Here is an 18,310-nt window from a genome sequence, read left to right as displayed (position 1 = left end):
GAAGATATTTTTGGGGACGGGGGATGCGGATTGCCACACCAGTGTGCGCACTGGCTTCGCAATGACAGGTTGCAAGGGGTGTGGGCTTTTATATCAATTATACCAAATTGAATAAAATCGGGGTGATATAGGTTTCTACCAGGGCGGCAATGAAGAGCAGGGGAAGGACCCAGAGGTAGAGAATCTGGCAGCAGCGGTGCAGGGCCGGGCGGAGGACGCCGGTCTGCTTTTTGCGCAGGGCATTGGTCACGGTGCTGCACAGGTAGAGACCCATGGCGGCGGAGAGGATAAGAGCCGTCAGCTCGAAGATGCCATGGGGCAGGATGCCCAGCAGGTATTTGAGCAGGGAGATGTTTTGCCGCATATAGTAGCCGGCGAACAGGCCCAGGATAGCGCCGTTGGTGCCCAGGGTCAGAGCGGGCAGACGGAGAAAGGGAATGAGTCCGTAGACCAAAGACAGGGCCATGGCCACCAGGTTATTCATCAGCAGGGCAAAAAACTGAATATTGCCGCCTTCATCCGCCACGCCGGACTGGCCGAGCATTTGAGCATAATAGGCGATGACGGCATCGGCCCGGGTGGGGGAGAGCAGGCTGAAGGCAAAGCCCAGCACCACGATCCCGGCAAAGGCCCAGCCGGCGGTGAACACCGGGCCGCTGAGCTCCCGGCGGTAAAACGCCAGAGTGTCGGCGTAAAGACGCTTGCAGTTTTCCATCAGCCCAACTTGGCGAGACCCGCACGCAGACGGCGGAGGGTCTCGTCTTTCCCCAGAATGGCGCAGATCTCCACGGCACCGCCGGGGGTGACCAGCTTGCCGGCAGCGGCGATGCGCACAGGCCACATGAGCTTGGCGTTCTTTACCTCCAGCTTCTCGGCCAGGGCAATGAGGCCGTCGTGGACACTCTCCACCGTCCAGGTGGAAAGGGACTCCAGCATGGGAATGGCGGCCTGGAGCATATCCTTGCAGACCGCAGGATCGGTCTTGGCCTTTTTATTGGTGAAAAACTCGATAGCATAGTCCGGGCAGGCGTCGAAGAAATCCACCTTTTCAGGGATGTCCGAAAGGCGCTCGCACCGGGCCTGGAGCAGGGCGGCGATGGCGGCTATGTCGAAATCGCCCTTTACCGTCTGGCGGATATAGGGCTCGGCCACCTTGGCAAAGGCCTCCGGAGCCATGGCCCGGAGATACACGGCGTTAAAATGGTCCAGCTTGGCCCGGTCGAAAATGGCGGGAGACTTGGAAATGCCCGCAATATCAAAGGCCTTTACCAGCTCCGGCAGGGTGAAAATCTCCTGCTCGGCCAAATCGCCCTTGGGGCTCCAGCCCAGGAGGGCCACATAGTTGACAATGGCCTCCGTGAGATAGCCCTGGGCCTTCAGATCCTCATAGGAGGGGTCCCCGTGGCGCTTGGACATTTTGTTCTGAGCGTCACGCATCACCGGGGAGCAGTGGACATAGGTGGGAATTTCCCAGCCGAAGGAACGGTAGAGCAGGTCGTATTTGGGGGCGGAGGAGAGGTACTCGCTGCCCCGGACCACATGGGTGATGCCCATGAGATGGTCGTCGATGACATTGGCAAAGTTATAGGTGGGGAGGCCGTCACGCTTGAGGAGCACCTGGTCGTCCAGCGTGCTGTTTTCCACGGTGATGTCGCCGAAAATGGCGTCGTGGAAGGTGGTAGAGCCCTCTGTGGGGATCTTTTGCCGGATAACATAGGGCAGGCCCTGGGCCAGCTTCTCGGCTACCTGCTCTGCCGTTAGGCTCCGGCAGGGGTCGGCGGCGCGGCTGAAGTCGCCGCTGTCCTCCTCGGACTCGGCCTTTTCGCAGAAGCAGTAGTAGGCGGCGCCTTTTTCCACCAGCAGCCGGGCATACTTTCCGTAGGTGTCCCGGCGCTGGGACTGGATATAGGGGGCCACGGGGCCGCCTACATCGGGACCCTCGTCATGGGTGAGGCCGCACTCGGCCATGGTGCGATAGATCACATCCACGGCGCCGGAAACCAGGCGGCTCTGGTCCGTGTCCTCAATGCGCAGAATAAATGTGCCGCCGTGGCTGCGGGCTATGAGCCAGGTGTACAGGGCCGTGCGCAGATTGCCCACATGCATATATCCCGTGGGTGAGGGGGCAAAACGGGTGCGCACCTGACCGTGGGGAATCTTGGCCTCCATCTGCTCAAAATAGCTGTGATCCAGTGTCATGGCAATAAACCTCCGCAGAAAAATCAAAATGGGGATACGAATCCACAATAAAAATATACCATACTATTATATTTTAACTTGGGAAAAAGTCAAGAAAAAAAGCATATCCCGTTGCTTTTTTGCGGGAAAGGTGATACCATAACGATGATTTGAATAAAATGGGGCTTCGGCCCTGTTTACGGAAGGAGTAATGAAGGAATGGAGAACACAGTGGAGAAGAAAAAGCGGATATTCAGCGGTATTCAGCCCAGCGGAGAGCTGACCCTGGGCTCTTACATGGGAGCCATTCGCAACTGGGTGGATCTGCAGGAGGAATATGACTGCCTGTACTGCATCGTGGATATGCACGCCATCACCGTGCGGCAGGACCCGGCTACCCTGCGCCGCCGCAGTGTGAACCAGTTGGCCCAGTACATCGCCTGCGGCCTGGACCCCAAGAAAAACATCATGTTCATCCAGAGCCATGTGCCCCAGCACGCGGAGCTGAGCTGGGTGCTGGGCTGCTACACCCAGTTTGGTGAGCTGAGCCGCATGACCCAGTTTAAGGCCAAGGCCAAGCAGCACGCGGACAATATCACCGCGGGACTGTTCACCTACCCGGTTTTGATGGCCTCGGATATTCTGCTGTATCAGGCGGATCTGGTGCCGGTGGGAGAGGACCAACGGCAGCATGTGGAGCTGACAAGGGACATTGCCCAGCGGTTTAACAGCGTGTACGGAGATACCTTTACCCTGCCGGGTGCTTTTATCCCCAAAATGGGAGCCCGGGTCATGAGCCTGGCAAATCCCGAAAGCAAAATGAGTAAGTCCGACCCCGACGGATGCGTATTTATGATGGACAAGCCCGAGGACATCATGCGCAAGTTTAAGCGCGCCGTTACCGACTGCGAGACGGCGGTGAAGTTTGACAAGGAGAATAAGGCCGGCATCTCCAACCTGCTGACCATCTACTGCGCCGCCACCGGCAAGACCTTGGCGGAGGCGGAGGCGGAGTTCGCAGGCCAGGGCTACGGCGTTTTCAAGCCCGCTGTGGGCGAGGCCGTGGTGGAGCTGCTGCGGCCCCTGCGGGAGGAGTCCGAGCGCATTATGAAGGACAAGGCGTACCTGGAGAGCGTTTACAAGGAGGGAGCGGAGCACGCTGCCTACCTGGCCCAAAAGACCCTGAGCAAGGTATACCGCAAGATAGGGTTTGTGGCGAAGTAAGGGCGAGATCATATCAAGATGAGACTGTCGAAAAACCCTCCGGGTTTTTCCGACAAAAGACTTGCGGTCTGCTGCGCGCATAATTTGTCCGTCTTTTACGGACAAATTCCACACTGGCAGCCCGAGAGGTATTTTCTCTCACGCACATGTCGCGAGAGAAAATGATTTTATTTCTTTGCCGCCTGCGGGCGGCAAACTCTGCGAGGCTTTTTGACACGCTGAAGATGTTATAATGTATAGTTCCTTGCAAAGAAGGAAAATATTTGTTATAATCGAAGTGAACTGAGAACAGCAGAAACATATCACATAGAAAGGATTTGGCTATTATGATCTATACCAGCGAAGTGCAGCATATGTGCCCCATCGCCAAGGGCGCTTATCATGGCCCTGCGCCTATTCCCGAGGAGGGAAAGTGGGTCCAGGCTAAGGAGATCGGCGACATTTCCGGCTTCACCCACGGTATCGGCTGGTGCGCTCCTCAGCAGGGCGCCTGCAAGCTGACGCTGAATGTGAAAAACGGCGTTATCGAGGAGGCTCTGGTGGAGACCATCGGCTGCTCCGGCATGACCCATTCCGCTGCTATGGCATCCGAAATTCTCATCGGCAAGACCATTCTGGAGGCATTGAACACCGACCTGGTGTGCGACGCTATCAATACCGCCATGCGGGAGCTGTTTTTGCAGATCGTGTATGGCCGTACCCAGTCCGCTTTCTCCGAGGGCGGTCTGGCGGTGGGCGCTTCCCTGGAGGATCTGGGCAAGGGCCTGCGCAGCCAGGTGGGCACCATGTTTGCCACCAAGGAAAAGGGGCCCCGCTATTTGGAGATGGCCGAGGGCTATGTGACAAGAGTGGCTCTGAACAAGGACGATGAGATCGTGGGCTACGAGTTCATCAGTCTGGGCAAGATGATGGACTTTATCAAGAAGGGCGACGACGCAGCCACCGCCCTGGAAAAGGCCAAGGGTCACTATGGTCAGTTCGACAATGCGGCGAAGTATGTCGATCCCAGACAGGAATAAGGAGGAGGGCGAAATTATGGCACTGTTTGAAAGCTACGAAAGAAGAATCGACAAGATCAGCGGCGTCCTCGCTCAGTACGGCATCGGCTCCGTGGAGGAGTGCCGGGAAATCTGCAAGGCCAAGGGCTTTGACCCCTATGAGATCGTAAAGAGCATCCAGCCCATTTGCTTCGAAAATGCCTGCTGGGCTTACACCGTGGGCGCGGCCATCGCGCTGAAGGCCGGAGTCAAGACCGCAGCCGAGGCTGCCAAGCTGATCGGCGTGGGCCTGCAGTCCTTCTGCATCGACGGGTCTGTGGCCGAGGACCGCAAGGTGGGTCTGGGCCACGGCAACCTGGGCGCTATGCTCCTCAGCGAGGAGAGCAAGTGCTTCGCCTTCCTGGCGGGCCACGAGTCCTTCGCCGCCGCCGAGGGCGCCATCGGCATTGTGAAAAACGCCAACAAGGCCCGCAAGGAGCCCCTGCGCGTGATCCTCAACGGCCTGGGTAAGGACGCCGCCCAGATCATCAGCCGTATCAACGGCTTCACCTATGTGCAGACCCAGTTTGACTACTACACAAGTGAGCTGAAGGTAGTGCGGGAGATCCGCTACTCCGAGGGCGAGCGGGCCAGCGTCCGCTGCTACGGCGCGGATGATGTGCGCGAGGGCGTGGCCATCATGCACTTCGAGGGCGTGGATGTGTCCATCACCGGTAACTCCACCAACCCCACCCGCTTCCAGCATCCTGTGGCCGGCACCTACAAGAAGGAGTGCATCGAGCAGGGTAAGAAGTATTTCTCCGTGGCCTCCGGCGGTGGTACGGGCCGTACCCTGCACCCGGACAACATGGCCGCCGGCCCTGCCTCCTATGGCATGACCGACACCATGGGCCGTATGCACAGCGACGCCCAGTTCGCCGGGTCCAGCTCTGTGCCTGCCCATGTGGAGATGATGGGCTTTTTGGGCATGGGCAATAACCCCATGGTGGGCGCCACCGTGGCCGTGGCTGTGGCTGTGGCAGAAGCTATTAAGTAAGGCGATAGGCTTGCAGAGCCGCATAAATATTATATTTTAGACGCAAGTAGGAGCGGTAAAGGGGAAAAAACACCATCCCTATACCGCTCCTACATTTTATATACCCCACGCTTAAACCGCATATGCCAGGGGCCGGGACAGCCAAAGGAAAACACAAATTTTCGGCGGATAGACTGATAACCCTTGACAAACGGAGGAATATAAGTATAATAAAAACAAGAATAAGAATCATTCTTGTTTTTGAGAGGGATGTCGTATGCCGAAATATGCAGAGGAAATATTGAGCGCCGTATGGGAGCTGCAGCGGCATCCTACGGCAGAGCAGGTGTTCCTGGAGATGAAAAAAGTGCATCCCAACATCGCCTTGGGTACGGTATACAAGCATCTGAACGCTTTGGCGGAGGAGGGACAGCTGCTGCGCATCACGGAGCCGGGCTCGCCGGACCGCTATGACCGGACGGAGCGGCACGACCACCTGATATGCAGCCGGTGCGGGAGAATTTCGGATGTTCGTCTGCCGGATATGCAGAGCCAGATCCAGCAGGCCCTGGGGCAGGAGATCCTCTCCTACGATCTCCGGATCCGTTATATCTGCCCCGCCTGCAGAGAGCAGAAAAATAAAAGCATCGTGGGGGAGCGTCAGGAGCGCTAAGACTGCAAGACTGCGCAACGACCCGATCCGTAAGGAAAGCCGCTAAGGCGGCTTTTCAAAAGCCCATTAGTTAGACGCGTCTAACTAATAGAAAAACGGAAACATCAAAGAAAATTTACGCATACTACTGCCAAAGGAGGCATGAGAAAATGTGCGAAGAAATTTTGATTCGACAGGGTGCGCCGACACTGGCGGGGATCAAGACAGGGAGCTTATTTCCCTGCCCCTGCGAGGACCGCCGGGCGCTGCTATCCGATATACGGCGACTGAACCGGAGATTGTCACCGAAGGGCCTTTGTCTGCTGCCAATCCGCTTTTCGGGTGGCCAGGCGCTCCTTTACCTCTACCGGCCTGCCGAGCTACGGCGGGACCTGCGGGATGCACAGGCGGCCCAGCTGCTGCGGCAGGCGGGCTATGGCGAGGAGAGCTGCGCGCGCTGTGTGGCAAGGCTTGTCTGCCGGTTTCGGGAGAGCGGGGAATTCCCCCACGAGGTGGGGCTGTTCCTCAGCTATCCGCCGGAGGATGTGAAGGGCTTCATTGACCACCGCGCCTGCGGCTTCAAGTGCGCGGGGCTTTGGAAGGTCTACGGAGACGAGGAAAAGGCCCGTACACTATTCGCAAAATACAGAAAATGCACGGAGATCTACTGCGCACTTTGGCAGAGCGGCTCAAGGCTTGAGCAGCTTGCCGTCGCGGTTTGATTCTATAAATCCATTATAAGAAAGGAATCTACGAAAATGAAAACTGCTGTTGTGTATTGGAGCGGTACAGGCAATACGGAGGCGATGGCCCAGGCCGTTGCCCAGGGTATGACCGACGCCGGCGCAGAGGCTGTGCTGCTGACGCCCGACCAGGTGCAGGCCGGAGACCTGAATGCCTACGATGCCATCGCCTTTGGCTGCCCCGCCATGGGCAGCGAGGTGCTGGAGGAGATGGAGTTTCAGCCGATGTTCGATGCGTGCAAGCGCAGCCTCAGCGGCAAACGCGCGGCACTGTTCGGCTCCTACGGATGGGGCGACGGCCAGTGGATGCGCAGCTGGGAAAAAGACTGCGACGATGCGGGGCTGAACCTGGTGTGCGAGAGCGTGGTCTGCGCCGAAGCGCCCGACGAGACGGCACTGGAGGCCTGCCGCGCCCTCGGAAAGGCCTTGGCTGCCTGAGAAGCAGCCCCGGGGAGGGGCTGAATATCTCCGTTTTGACAACATAAGAGCGTCCGGCAAGTCTTTTTCTTGCCGGGCGCTCTTGAAATCGTGTTGGGGGTCCATGAAATTTTTTGACTGCTGGTGTCCTCTCACAGCACCTTGCTCAGGAAATCCTGCAGACGGGGATCCTTGGGGCTGTCGAACAGCTCTGCGGGGCTGCCCTCCTCCAGGATCTTGCCCTCGGCCATGAACACCACCCGGTCGGCTACCTCCCGGGCGAAGCCCATTTCGTGGGTCACCACCGCCATGGTCATGCCCTCCTTGGCCAGGCTGCGCATCAGGTCCAGCACCTCACCCACCATTTCCGGATCCAGGGCGCTGGTAGGCTCGTCAAAGAGCATCACCTCCGGGTCCATAGCCAGGGCCCGCACAATGGCGATACGCTGCTTTTGGCCGCCGGAGAGCATATTGGGATACTCGCCCGCCTTGTCCGCCAGGCCGATGCGCTCCAGCAGCTCCATGGCCTGCTTTTGCGCCTCCTCCGGGGTCTTTTTCTTCAGCGCCAGGGGCGCCATGGTGATGTTTTGCAGCACGGTCTTGTGGGGAAAGAGGTTAAAATGCTGGAATACCATGCCCATCTTCTGCCGGTGCAGGTTGATGTCCACAGACTTATCCGCCAGGTCTACACCGTCAAAAAAGATCTGGCCGCCGGTGGGCTCCTCCAGCAGATTCAGGGAGCGCAGCAGGGTGGACTTGCCGGACCCCGAGGGGCCGATGATGGCCACCACTTCCCCCTGCGCGATGTCCAGGTTACAATCGTTCAGCGCCTTCACGGTGCCATGGTTGTACTCCTTCACCAGGTGCTGCACGGAGATCAGCTTATTGCTTGTCGCCACGACGCATCCTCCTTTCAATGGCTTCGATGGCCTTGGAGGCCGGGTAGTTGATGCAGAAATAGATGATTGCCGCCAGAACATAGGGGGAGAGGGTAATGTAGCTGTTTCCGGCCACGGCCTGGGCGGTGTACATAATCTCCGCCATGCCCAAAACAGAGCAGATGGAGCTTTCCTTCACCATGGTTACCACCTCATTGGCCAGGGCGGGCAGCACATTCTTGATAGCCTGGGGCAGCACCACCAGACGCATGCTCTGCCAGGAGGACAGGCCCAGGGACCGGGCGGCCTCCGTCTGCCCCTTGTCCACGGCCAGGATGCCCGCCCGGAAAATTTCAGCCACATAGGCGGAGCTGTTCAGAGCCAGGGCTACCACGCCCGGTACGAAACGGTTAATGGCTATGAAGCCAAACAGCAGGGTCCGGGGCAGCTGAATGTAGTGGAACAAACCGAAGTAGATGATGGACAGCTGTACCAGCAGGGGAGTGGAGCGGAACAGAGCGATGTATGCCCCGGCGATTGTCTTGATAAACCGATTTTTGCTTAGACGCATCAGAGCCAGCAGCAGGGCGGGAATCACAGCCAGCAGCACGGATACCACCGCCAGCAGCAGGGTATACTCAAAGCCCCGTACAAAGGCTCCTGCGTATTTAGGTAAAAACGAAAAATTAAAGAAATTGGTGTTGCCCATGTTGACAAACATATCATTCCACGACATAGACGGAGCATCCTTTCAAAAGTTCTGTACAGCGCACAGGCGTGCAAGGCTGGAGCCTTGCACGCGTGCAGTTATCAGCAGGGGAGATTACTTAATATAGCTCATGCCCACATTGCCGTCCAGCACCAGCAGGTCGATGGTGCCATTTTTCAGCTCCGTAATCAGGGTGGGAACCAGGGCCTCCAGCACCATGCCGTTAGCAGCCTCGGGGAACATATCCGCAGCGGCATTGGCCTTGGTGGTGTTCTTCTGAGCACCGATAATGACGCCGGCCTTGTTGATGTCGTCCAGGGTCTTATACTTGTCCAGGTTGGCGGTCTTTACCAGAATGACAGGGGGCAGATCGGTGTAGTAGGGGTCGGAGAAGTCACAAGCCAGGGCACGCTCCTCGCTATACTCGCAGGCGGCCAGCACCATGTCGAAGTCGCCGTTGCCCAGGGAGGTCACCAGGTTATCGAAGTTCATAGCCTCCATCTGCAGCTCCATACCCATGGAGTCAGCGATGAACTTGGCCACTTCCACATCGATGCCGGCGAACTGGGTCATAGCAGCATCGGAGTAGAACTCGTAGGGAGGATAGTCGGGGCTGGTGCCAACGACCAGCACGGGCTTGCCGCTCTCGCTCTTAGGCGCGGTGTCGGGGAGCTCAGTGCCCACGGAATCGGGAGTGTTGACATCCTGAGAAGCAACCTTCTCCTCGATCTCCTTGATCTTGGCGCCGTCGTTAGCGGTCAGCTCAGCGATGGCCTTGTTGATGCCGGGCAGCAGCCCCTTGGGGTCGCCCTTCTGCACCAGAACGCGGTAGGGCTCCACATCGTTCCAGGTTACAACATTTTCCAGAATGGAGAGGGAATCGTCGGTGGTTTTGTCATCATTGGCTTTCTTGCCGCAGGCTGCCAGGCTCGCGATCATCAGCAGGGCCAGGAGCAGGGATACGAACTTTTTCATTATCATCTTTCCTTTCTAATTTATGAAGTGGCTCTGTTGGAACCACCGTGCGGTATATAGATGGGGGATTTCCCCTTGACAATGCATACTATACGCCCGATATGCATGAATGTCAAGAGGTTTTTGCATAAAAATTCGCAGTTTTTACTTGTTTTGTGAAAAATCACCCTTGAAAATAGAGAGAATCAGAAAATCCACAGCATAATTCACAAGGAATATCCTGCATATATGAATAATTATACATATATGCGGCATGGAACCTTCTACCTTGGTATCCCGCCCCACGAAACAGAAAAAGAGGAAGCCCCGTTTTTGGGGCTTCCTCCATAAAGAGAGGATATGTACTTTTTAGTCGACCAAAATGCGTCCTGCGCCGTAGTAATTACCGGCCCAGTAGCTGCTGTACAGGGAGGCCACCACCACACCGCTGTCGCTGGCATGGATGAACTGACCGCCGCCGATGTAGACGCCCACATGGCCGAGGCCGGAGTAGAAGAACACCAGATCCCCGGGCTGCAGCTCCCACCGGGAGACGGGCTGACTGGCGTAATACTGGGCTGCACAGCCATGGCGCAGGGAGATGCCGTACTGCGCGAAGAGCTGCATGGTCAGACCCGAGCAGTCGGTGCCGGAGCGGCTGGCGCCGCCGTACACATAGGGCGTGCCCAGGAAGCTATAGGCGTAGTCCACAATGGCGCTGCGCAGATTGCTGCTGCCGGATACCACCCCGGAGCCGAAGGACACGGAGTAAGAGGTCTTGGTCCGGGCATCGATTTCCGCCTGGGTGCGCACGGCATCGGTGCCGTCGTATTCGCTGTAGTCCACCGGGGTGCAGACATCGGCGGAAATATAGCCGCTGAAGCTGCTGAAGGAGACCAGGTACCACCGGCCTGTGGCGTCAATATCCTCCAGCCGGGCTACCTTGCCGGAGTCGATGGTGTGGCCGCTGTCGGTGCTGCCCGCATCGGAGTAGACGGTGGCGCTGCTTGCCAGCTTCACGCCGTCATACTGATCCAGCAGCGCCAGGTTCGCAGCCAGCTGCTCTCGCTGGGCCTGCCGGGAGAGGGCTTCCGCCTCCATCTCGTCCAGAGCCAAAAACTGTAATTCATTCAGGGAAGCGTCTTGTCCGCCCGCAGGCAGACCGCTTTCATAGAGTCGCTGGGTGCTGGCCCGGCCGGAAACAAAGCCGGTGTCCAGCCCTGCGTCCGCCAAGGCGGCCACCGCCAGCGCATAATCCCCCTCCGTCGGCTCTACCCGCGCCATATCATCGGCGTAGGCAATGGACAGGGTGGAAATAAACACGGCTACCGCCAAACAAAGACTGCATAACTTTCTTGACATAAAGTAAGGACCTTCTTCCGTTGGGAGTGTGGGTTCTCTCGCTAACGAAGCTTAGTATAACACAAGTCTATCAAAAAAGCTACACAAAAATTACAAAATAATAACAAAATTTTCAAATGGTTAAAAATTACCAAAAATCCACCCAACTTTTTGACATCCACAGCCCACCGCACTCCATGCAACGCTCCGTAGGGGCGGGGTTCTCTTGCCCACCGTCGTGCCAACCGATTCCCGGCCACTGTCGTGTCCGCCAATCGGGGCACTTCCTCGAAACCGGCTCGCTGCATCCGCCACCGGCGGCGCTTCGCCGATTTCCCCGCCCGCGGGAGGGGCAGAGCCCCTCCCCTACGCACCTCCACGATACACCTCCATAGGGCGGGGTGCCCTCACCCCGCCGCCCGATAACCACTGCACCCCGGCAGGGCACGCGGGCCCTGCCCTACATTATATTTTGTGGCGGCGGGGCACATGGGCCCCGCCGCCACCGCATTTCTTGTAACCTGTCATTGCGAGGGCGCAAAGCGCCTGGGGCAATCTGTAATCTCCGTCCCCTGAAAAACTTCACTCGCTCTTGTTGCTTTTCTCCTCCCACTTCTGCTGGAGCCACCCCTTCAGCTCCTCTACGCCGGCGTCATCCCAGGAAAAATCCTTTTCCTCCACATCCGTGGCCACCTCATAACAAAAATGGGTATATACGGCGGCGTGGATCAAATGGTTCTCACTGTCGTTGGCAAACCGGTACCGGAACTCCCCGATACTCCCCGTATACACAAACGCCCGCTTGAACCACCGGGGCGTTAAAACCGCAAAATCCGGATGCATGTCTGTCCTCCTAACATATCAATATTAAATAAGTATACCACGCCCCACCCCACCCGGCAACCCAAAATACAGGATTCACATTCCGGCATAAGTATGGTATAATCGAAAAAAATCATTCCGAAAGGAGTCATTTCATCAATGGAAAACGCAGTGAAACGCATCGGCGTCCTCACCAGCGGCGGCGATGCTCCGGGCATGAATGCCTGCATCCGGGCTGTGGTCCGCTCGGCCCTGGGACGGGGCATCGAGTGCGTGGGTATCCGTCGGGGCTGGAGCGGGCTTATTAACGGAGACATTATGCCCATGGATTCCGCCAGCGTCAGCCGTATCATCAACCGCGGCGGCACTATGCTCTATACCGCCCGCAGCGACGAGTTCCGCACCGAGGCGGGCCAGCAGCGGGCCGTGAATACCTGCAAGCTTCTGGGACTGGACGGCGTGGTGGCCATCGGCGGCGACGGCACCTTTCGCGGCGCCCAGGAGCTGAGCAAGCGCGGCATCGCGGTGGTGGGTATCCCCGGCACCATTGACGAGGATATTGTCTGCACCGACTATACCATCGGCTTCGATACCGCTGCCAACACGGCCGTGGAGTGCATTGACCGCCTTCGGGACACCATGCAGTCCCACGAGCGCTGCTCTGTGGTGGAGGTTATGGGCCGCCATGCGGGGTATCTGGCCCTGTATGTGGCTATGGCCGTGGGCGCCACCGCCGTGCTGGTACCCGAGGTGCCCTATGACTTTGAACATCAGGTGGTGGAGAAGATCCGTCGGGCCCGCCTGGGGGGCAAAACCAACTTCATGATCGTGGTGGCCGAGGGCGCCGCCAGCGGCATCGCCGTGGGTGATGAGATACGCCGGGAGCTGGGGCTGGATCCCCGGGTCACCATCCTGGGCCACATTCAGCGGGGCGGCAGTCCCACGGCCCATGACCGGGTTATGGCCACCCGCATGGGCGTGGAGGCCGTTCGCGTCCTGGCCGAGGGCCGCTCCAGCCGGGTCATCTGCTATCGGGACGGACGCATTATCGACATGGATATAGACGAGGGCCTGCGTATGCAAAAAACCTTGGACCCGGAAGAGCTGGCCGTCATGGAAACCATGACCGGCGTGTAAAAAATAGTAGGGGCCGATGACCACATCGGCCCGCCGCATCGCACTTCGTACAACCTGTCATTGCGAGGGCGCAAAGCGCCCGTGGCAATCCGTACCCCCGTCTCCCCAACAAAAACTGACCCCCGGCGGAAAAGCCCCGCCGGGGGTCAGTTTTTGTATCTTATTCAATGGACACAATGTAATAGTACACCGGCTGCCCACCGGCCAGCACGCTGACCTCTGCGTCGGGACAGGTGTCGGTAAAGACGGCCTCCGCCTTCCGGGCGTCCTCCTCCGTCACATCCTCGCCGTAGAAGATCGTCACAAACTCGGCGCTTCGGGCCTTGGCGTCCTCCGCCAGCTTTGCCAGCAGCGGTTCAATGCTGCGGTCGGTGCCGAAGAGCTTTCCGTCCTCCAGGGCCAGATAGTCCCCCTCGTTGATGGCGAAGCCGTCAAAGTCGGAATTTCGGGCGGCGTAGGTCACCTGGGCGGTGGTCACGGCCTGAGCGGCCTCGGCCATGGCCTCGGCAATGGCCTGGGGATCGTCTCCCTCCAGGTCCACATTCATCATGGCCGTAATACCCTGGGGCACCGTGGCCGTGGGCACCACAATGACCTGCTTATCCGTAAGCCCCACGCATTGCTGGGCCGCCATGATGATGTTCTTATTATTAGGCAGGATGAACACCACCTCGCTGGGTGTCCGGTTTACCTCCTGCAAAATGGCCTCCGTGGAGGGATTCATGGTCTGTCCGCCGGACACGATCCGGTCCACGCCCAGATCCCGGAACGCCGTGGCCAGCCCCTCGCCGGCGCACACAGCCAAAAAGCCGTACCGCTTCTCCGCCGGGGCGTTGGCAGGCTCCTCCATGCTCTCCAGCTCCCGCTCTACCTCGTCCAGGTCGTCGGTGCTTTGGGCCTTGCGCCCGGCGGCCACGGCCTCGTACTGGGTGCGCATATTCTCGATCTTTGCCAGCTCCAGAGTGCCGTACTTCTGGGCCTCGGTCAAGGCATTTCCGGGAATATCCGTATGCACATGGACCTTGAACGCCTCGTCGTCCTCACCGATGACCAGGCAGTCGCCGATGGTGCTGAGATAGGCCCGCAGGGGCTCAATGGAGGTGTTTTCCCACTTGCGCACGATGAACACCGTGTCAAAGGTGAAGGTGATCTCCTCCTCGCTGAGAGCGGAGAAGTCCGCCTTGCTTTCCGCCGGCTCCCCGGTCACCTCCGGGATCGCCTCGCCCCGCAGGGCCCGCAGCATTCCGTCCAGGATCACCAAATACCCCTTTCCGCCTGCGTCAACCACACCGGCCTTTTTCAGAACCGGGTTCATATCAATGGTCTGGGCCAGAGTCTCCTGCCCGGCCCGGATGGCCTCCTGCAGCACATATTCTACGCTGTTGCACTCCTGAGCGGCCTCGGCGGCCCGATCCGCCGCCAGGCGAGAGACCGTCAGCACCGTGCCCTCGGCGGGCTTCATCACCGCGCCGTAGGCGGTGGTCACGCCCTCCTTCATAGCCCCGGCCAGCCGTACGCCGTCGGCCTCCTCCATGCCCTTGAGATGCTTGGACATCCCCCGAAAGAGCAGCGAGAGGATAACGCCGGAGTTGCCCCGGGCGCCCCGCAGCAGGGCGGAGGCGGTGATGGAGGCGGCGTCGGACACGGACACAGGCTGATTTTTCTTCAGCTCCGTGGCGGCGGTCTGGATAGTCAGGCTCATGTTGGTGCCGGTGTCTCCGTCCGGCACGGGGAAAACATTCAGATCGTTGATGGCTTCTCGTTCTATGGTGATACAGGCAGCGCCGAAAAGAACCATCTGCTTAAATGCGCTGCCGCTGATTCTGTCAGTCATGTAGCTTCTCCTTCTGGCGGCGTCACATGGTGATGGAGTCCACGCATACATTCACATCGCGGACCTCCACGCCGGTGTTTTTGCTCACCACATACTTGACCTCTCCCATAATGGAGCGGCATACCGTGGCAATATTCACGCCGTTTTCCACGATGATGTGCAGCTCAATGGAAACGGTGTTGTCATCGTTGTAGGTGACCTTCACGCCCTTGCTCATAGCCTCCGGGCGCAGCAGATGGACGATGCCGTCGGTCATACTGCGGTAGGCCATGCCCTTTACGCCGAAGCAGTTGGTGGCGGCGGCACCGGTAATGGTGGTGAAAACGGCGTTGCTGATGCCGATCTCGCCCTGATCCGTAAGGACTTTAACCATAAACAAACTTCCTTTCTTCGTAGGATATCGGTTTGCAGAGTAACGCAAAATGGTAGTAATAAAACATATTAGCACTTCATTATAATACAAAAATATAAAAAGCACAAGCCCCAAATTTTCATCCCCACCCATATCATCCCCAATCTCACCCGGTAATTCCACCCAATGTACCCCTGCACCCCATAAAACCCTCCGTAGGGGCCGATGCCCCTGTCCGCCCGTCGATTCCCCACCGCAAGCTGGTAATGCCTCCGTAGGGGCGACCCTTGCGGTCGCCCGCGGGCGGGGCAGAGCCCCGCCCCTACGCACTCTTAGGAAGCCCCCGCACCCCATGCAAAACCCCATGTCATTGCGAGGCCAGTGCGCACACTGGCCGTGGCAATCCGTAACCCCGTCCTCTCGGCCCCCTTGCCTAAAGAGTGCATTGTAGGGCGGGGTGCCTCATCCCGCCGCCCGTTAACCCCCGCACCCTCAAAAATCCCCCATTTTCCCCGTTCCTCTTTCAACTTTCCTCTCTGCCCCTTGCCCCTCGCCCTACTTTGTGATAAAATGCCGAAAAAGGGCGCAAAGCGCATTTTATCCTGCGCCCCGCAAGGAGGATTTCCCATGGCAGAGCAATATCCCCACAACCAGTCCGAGCCGCAGCAGCCCGATGTGGTGGTTTTCTCTCCGGAGCTGCTGAAGCTGGCGGACACCCACCGCCGCCGTCAGCAATACCTGGAGGAGTGCCGCCAGGCCGCCGACAGCGGCGACTGTGCCGCCGCCGTGCAGATGGGCGTGAACTATCTCTATGGTACCGGCGGCGTACAAAAGGACCCGGACCAGGCCTTTTACTGGTTCAGCCAGTCCGCGCCGGACGATCCCGTGGGCCTTTACTGGCAGGCCGTTTGCTACGACAGCGGCGCCGGGGTCAAGATGGATCCGGTGCGTGCCTTTGCACTTTTTAAGGAGAGTGCCGACATGGGCTATGCCCCCGCCATGAGCGATCTGGGCGTGTGCTATGAAAATGGACAGGGCACGGAAAAGGACCTGGCTAAGGCCGTTTCCCTATATGAAAAAGCCGCCGATATGAACTATCCGCAGGCGCAGTGCAACCTGGGCGCCCTGTACTATGTGGGCGTGGGCGTTCCCAAGGACTACGCCTCCGCTGTCCACTATCTTTCCCTGGCCGCCGAGCAGCGCCTAGCCCGGGCGCAGTACCTGCTGGGTCTGTGCTATGAGTTCGGAAACGGCGTAGAGGAGGACTGCAAAAAGGCCGTCCTGCTCTATGGCGAAGCCGCCAAGGGGGACAGCGCCGACGGCCTGTGCGCCCTGGGCGTCATGTACTATCTGGGCAAGGGCGTGGAGGAGGATAACGAAAAAGCCGCCGACTGCTTCCGCCGGGCCGGAGAAATGGGACTTGCCCGGGGCTGGCACCTGCTGGGCCGCTGCTATGACAACGGCTACGGCGTTGCGGAATCGGCGGAGATGGCCGCCCAGTGCTTCAGCCGTGCTGCCGACCAGGGCTATCCCGACGCCCTGTACCGCCTGGGCCTGTGCTATGCCTACGGACACGGTGTGTCCCGGGACGCTAATAAGGCCGCCGACTGCTTCCGCCGGGGGGCGGAGGCGGGCCATGCCCCCTCCATCTGCCAGCTGGGCCTGTGCTACGAGGCCGGCCGCGGCGTACCTGAGGACATCGGCAGGGCGGCGGAGCTTTACGAACAGTCTGCCCGCCTGGGCAGCCCCGAGGCCCAGTGCAATCTGGGCGTTCTGTACCGCTACGGCGGCGGTGTCTCCCGGGATATGGAGAAGGCCGCAGAGCTGTTTGCCCGGGCCGCCGATCAGGACTATCCCCGAGCCCAGTTTTTCCTGGGACTGCACTATGAGCATGGGCAGGGCGTGGAAAAGGACATGGCCCGGGCGGTGCAGCTCTACACCAGGGCGGCGGAGCAGAATTATCCCGAGGGCGTCCGGGCCCTGGGCGTATGCTATGAGGGAGGACTGGGTGTGGAGAAGGATCCCCAAAAGGCCGTTTCCCTCTACCGCCGAGCCATCGACCTGGGCGACGAGGCCGCCGCCTACTGCCTGGCCAACCTCTATTTTGCCGGCCGGGACATCCCCCAGGACTATCCCCAGGCCCTGGCACTGTACGAAAAAGCCGCGGCCAAGGGCCACCCCGGCGCCCAGTGCCAGGCGGGCTACTGCTATGAGCGGGGCCTGGGCTGCGAAAAGGATGCGGACAAGGCCTTTTTCTATTACGGCAAGGGGGCGGAAAATGGCGACGATACCGCCACCAATAATCTGGCCTTCTGCTACGAGCACGGCCTGGGCTGCGCGCCGGACCCGGCCCGCGCGGCTAAGCTCTATGAAAAAGCCGGGAATATGGGCGTTCCCTTGGCCTGGAAAAACCTGGCGCTGCTCTACGAAAAGGGCATCGGCGTGGAGAAGGATTTAGACCAGGCCCGGAAATATTTTACCCTGGCCAAGGAGCACAATGTCCCCGGTGCCGCCGAGGGACTGGAGCGTCTGTCCGCCAAGCCCGCCGCCCCCAAGTTTCCCGCCACCGCCCTGCGCGTCACCGGTGTCCTGCTGCTGGGCCTTGCGGCGTTTTTGGGCATCGGCATCTGGGGGGGCGTTCCCTCGGAGCGGCTTTTCAGCGGTGTATTTACCCTGCTTTTTGCGGCCAGCGCCGGCTTTATCCTGTATAAGGTCAATCAGCGTCAGCCGAGGCTGCCCAAGGGCGTGTGCATTCTGTACATAGTCCTGGGAGTGCTGCTGATCCTGGCGGGCATCCTGGTCCTCTTGACCCTGGGCGAGGAAGCGCCTCCGGAGGCGGCGGACTACTGGTTCATCGGCTGCACTCTTCTGGGCGGCGATGTTCTCTTAGGCCGCGTCCTGCGCCAAAAGAAGGGAATGCAAAAGAAGTGATGCAGAATCACTTTGCCCCTAAAGCCCCGGAGCTTACCTTGTCGCGCGAATTTCCGCACAATACAGCGAAAAGATTTTTGCCAAAAATTAGGCAATTCGCCAAAATGATATTATTTTCACAAAGA

Annotated in this window: 17 protein-coding genes; 8 read left to right on the top strand and 9 right to left on the bottom strand. The window is 59.0% G+C overall.

The features are described 5' to 3' along the window. Window positions 1-97: 97 nt before the first annotated feature. Together KI236_RS05225 and gltX are read right to left on the bottom strand one after the other, a co-directional pair. Window positions 98-715: a stage II sporulation protein M gene (locus tag KI236_RS05225; protein ID WP_212819888.1), complete on the bottom strand. Its 618-nt coding sequence runs from the start codon at window positions 713-715 to the stop codon at window positions 98-100. Next, complete coding sequence (gene gltX / locus KI236_RS05220; protein ID WP_212819886.1) at window positions 715-2,199, bottom strand: glutamate--tRNA ligase; 1,485 nt, start codon at window positions 2,197-2,199, stop codon at window positions 715-717. The genes KI236_RS05225 and gltX overlap by 1 nt, the downstream gene beginning before the upstream one ends. Before the next feature lie 198 nt (window positions 2,200-2,397). Between gltX and trpS the strand changes: the two genes are divergently transcribed. The 6 genes from trpS (at window position 2,398) to KI236_RS05190 (ending at window position 7,248) form a co-directional block, all read left to right on the top strand. Next, window positions 2,398-3,402: a tryptophan--tRNA ligase gene (gene trpS / locus KI236_RS05215; RefSeq protein ID WP_212819884.1), complete on the top strand. Its 1,005-nt coding sequence runs from the start codon at window positions 2,398-2,400 to the stop codon at window positions 3,400-3,402. A 326-nt stretch (window positions 3,403-3,728) separates the two neighbouring features. Further along, window positions 3,729-4,421, top strand: coding sequence for an iron-sulfur cluster assembly scaffold protein (locus KI236_RS05210; RefSeq protein ID WP_212819882.1), 693 nt, complete (start codon window positions 3,729-3,731; stop codon window positions 4,419-4,421). A gap of 16 nt (window positions 4,422-4,437) precedes the next feature. Next, on the top strand, window positions 4,438-5,436 hold the full coding sequence (locus tag KI236_RS05205) for a GGGtGRT protein (protein ID WP_212819880.1): 999 nt from the start codon (window positions 4,438-4,440) through the stop codon (window positions 5,434-5,436). 256 nt (window positions 5,437-5,692) lie between these two features. Further along, on the top strand, window positions 5,693-6,088 hold the full coding sequence (locus tag KI236_RS05200; RefSeq protein ID WP_212819878.1) for a Fur family transcriptional regulator: 396 nt from the start codon (window positions 5,693-5,695) through the stop codon (window positions 6,086-6,088). A 149-nt stretch (window positions 6,089-6,237) separates the two neighbouring features. Beyond that, the gene (locus KI236_RS05195) at window positions 6,238-6,789 is read left to right on the top strand and encodes a DUF3793 family protein (RefSeq protein WP_212819876.1); all 552 of its coding nucleotides are present in this window, start codon (window positions 6,238-6,240) and stop codon (window positions 6,787-6,789) included. Window positions 6,790-6,825: 36 nt separating this feature from the next. Continuing rightward, the gene (locus KI236_RS05190) at window positions 6,826-7,248 is read left to right on the top strand and encodes a flavodoxin (protein WP_212819874.1); all 423 of its coding nucleotides are present in this window, start codon (window positions 6,826-6,828) and stop codon (window positions 7,246-7,248) included. 131 nt (window positions 7,249-7,379) lie between these two features. On the opposite strand, the gene KI236_RS05185 is transcribed toward KI236_RS05190, so the two are convergent. From KI236_RS05185 to KI236_RS05165, 5 genes are all read right to left on the bottom strand, one after another. Further along, entirely contained in the window at window positions 7,380-8,108 is a 729-nt protein-coding gene (locus KI236_RS05185; protein ID WP_408059056.1) for an amino acid ABC transporter ATP-binding protein, read from the bottom strand. A 1-nt stretch (window position 8,109) separates the two neighbouring features. Continuing rightward, the gene (locus tag KI236_RS05180) at window positions 8,110-8,841 is read right to left on the bottom strand and encodes an amino acid ABC transporter permease (protein WP_228738089.1); all 732 of its coding nucleotides are present in this window, start codon (window positions 8,839-8,841) and stop codon (window positions 8,110-8,112) included. 87 nt (window positions 8,842-8,928) lie between these two features. Continuing rightward, a complete protein-coding gene (locus tag KI236_RS05175) occupies window positions 8,929-9,789 on the bottom strand; it encodes a transporter substrate-binding domain-containing protein (RefSeq protein WP_212819870.1) in 861 nt (286 codons plus the stop codon). A gap of 348 nt (window positions 9,790-10,137) precedes the next feature. Further along, on the bottom strand, window positions 10,138-11,130 hold the full coding sequence (locus KI236_RS05170; RefSeq protein WP_212819868.1) for a C40 family peptidase: 993 nt from the start codon (window positions 11,128-11,130) through the stop codon (window positions 10,138-10,140). Between the two features lie 561 nt (window positions 11,131-11,691). Continuing rightward, window positions 11,692-11,952 (bottom strand): hypothetical protein, encoded by a 261-nt coding sequence (locus tag KI236_RS05165; RefSeq protein ID WP_212819866.1) that lies wholly within the window; start codon window positions 11,950-11,952, stop codon window positions 11,692-11,694. Between the two features lie 138 nt (window positions 11,953-12,090). Here KI236_RS05165 and pfkA point away from each other — a divergent pair, with 138 nt between their 5' ends. Continuing rightward, a complete protein-coding gene (pfkA, locus tag KI236_RS05160) occupies window positions 12,091-13,068 on the top strand; it encodes a 6-phosphofructokinase (protein ID WP_212819864.1) in 978 nt (325 codons plus the stop codon). Window positions 13,069-13,228: 160 nt separating this feature from the next. Here the strand turns inward: pfkA and KI236_RS05155 are convergent, their stop codons facing one another. Both KI236_RS05155 and KI236_RS05150 read right to left on the bottom strand, forming a co-directional pair. Further along, window positions 13,229-14,902 carry a DAK2 domain-containing protein gene (locus KI236_RS05155; protein WP_212819862.1) on the bottom strand — a complete coding sequence of 558 codons (1,674 nt, stop codon included), beginning with the start codon at window positions 14,900-14,902 and terminating at the stop codon, window positions 13,229-13,231. Window positions 14,903-14,924: 22 nt separating this feature from the next. Next, window positions 14,925-15,275 carry an Asp23/Gls24 family envelope stress response protein gene (locus tag KI236_RS05150; protein ID WP_212819860.1) on the bottom strand — a complete coding sequence of 117 codons (351 nt, stop codon included), beginning with the start codon at window positions 15,273-15,275 and terminating at the stop codon, window positions 14,925-14,927. A gap of 606 nt (window positions 15,276-15,881) precedes the next feature. On the opposite strand from KI236_RS05150, the gene KI236_RS05145 reads away from it, so the two are divergent. Further along, entirely contained in the window at window positions 15,882-18,185 is a 2,304-nt protein-coding gene (locus tag KI236_RS05145) for a tetratricopeptide repeat protein (protein WP_212819858.1), read from the top strand. Window positions 18,186-18,310 lie beyond the last annotated feature (125 nt).

Source organism: Vescimonas fastidiosa (assembly GCF_018326305.1).
GTDB classification, from domain to species: Bacteria; Bacillota; Clostridia; order Oscillospirales; family Oscillospiraceae; genus Vescimonas; species Vescimonas fastidiosa.
The sequence above is the reverse complement of the archived record's forward strand: the minus strand, read 5'-3'. Positions and strand labels throughout refer to the sequence as shown.

What these genes read in the sequence shown, in the direction of transcription:
- KI236_RS05225 (WP_212819888.1), bottom strand. Translation starts at nt 715, where the DNA reads ATGGAAAACTGCAAGCGTCTTTACGCCGACACTCTGGCGTTTTACCGC.
- gltX (WP_212819886.1), bottom strand. Translation starts at nt 2,199, where the DNA reads ATGACACTGGATCACAGCTATTTTGAGCAGATGGAGGCCAAGATTCCC.
- trpS (WP_212819884.1), top strand. Translation starts at nt 2,398, where the DNA reads ATGGAGAACACAGTGGAGAAGAAAAAGCGGATATTCAGCGGTATTCAG.
- KI236_RS05210 (WP_212819882.1), top strand. Translation starts at nt 3,729, where the DNA reads ATGATCTATACCAGCGAAGTGCAGCATATGTGCCCCATCGCCAAGGGC.
- KI236_RS05205 (WP_212819880.1), top strand. Translation starts at nt 4,438, where the DNA reads ATGGCACTGTTTGAAAGCTACGAAAGAAGAATCGACAAGATCAGCGGC.
- KI236_RS05200 (WP_212819878.1), top strand. Translation starts at nt 5,693, where the DNA reads ATGCCGAAATATGCAGAGGAAATATTGAGCGCCGTATGGGAGCTGCAG.
- KI236_RS05195 (WP_212819876.1), top strand. Translation starts at nt 6,238, where the DNA reads ATGTGCGAAGAAATTTTGATTCGACAGGGTGCGCCGACACTGGCGGGG.
- KI236_RS05190 (WP_212819874.1), top strand. Translation starts at nt 6,826, where the DNA reads ATGAAAACTGCTGTTGTGTATTGGAGCGGTACAGGCAATACGGAGGCG.
- KI236_RS05180 (WP_228738089.1), bottom strand. Translation starts at nt 8,841, where the DNA reads ATGTCGTGGAATGATATGTTTGTCAACATGGGCAACACCAATTTCTTT.
- KI236_RS05175 (WP_212819870.1), bottom strand. Translation starts at nt 9,789, where the DNA reads ATGAAAAAGTTCGTATCCCTGCTCCTGGCCCTGCTGATGATCGCGAGC.
- KI236_RS05170 (WP_212819868.1), bottom strand. Translation starts at nt 11,130, where the DNA reads ATGTCAAGAAAGTTATGCAGTCTTTGTTTGGCGGTAGCCGTGTTTATT.
- KI236_RS05165 (WP_212819866.1), bottom strand. Translation starts at nt 11,952, where the DNA reads ATGCATCCGGATTTTGCGGTTTTAACGCCCCGGTGGTTCAAGCGGGCG.
- pfkA (WP_212819864.1), top strand. Translation starts at nt 12,091, where the DNA reads ATGGAAAACGCAGTGAAACGCATCGGCGTCCTCACCAGCGGCGGCGAT.
- KI236_RS05155 (WP_212819862.1), bottom strand. Translation starts at nt 14,902, where the DNA reads ATGACTGACAGAATCAGCGGCAGCGCATTTAAGCAGATGGTTCTTTTC.
- KI236_RS05150 (WP_212819860.1), bottom strand. Translation starts at nt 15,275, where the DNA reads ATGGTTAAAGTCCTTACGGATCAGGGCGAGATCGGCATCAGCAACGCC.
- KI236_RS05145 (WP_212819858.1), top strand. Translation starts at nt 15,882, where the DNA reads ATGGCAGAGCAATATCCCCACAACCAGTCCGAGCCGCAGCAGCCCGAT.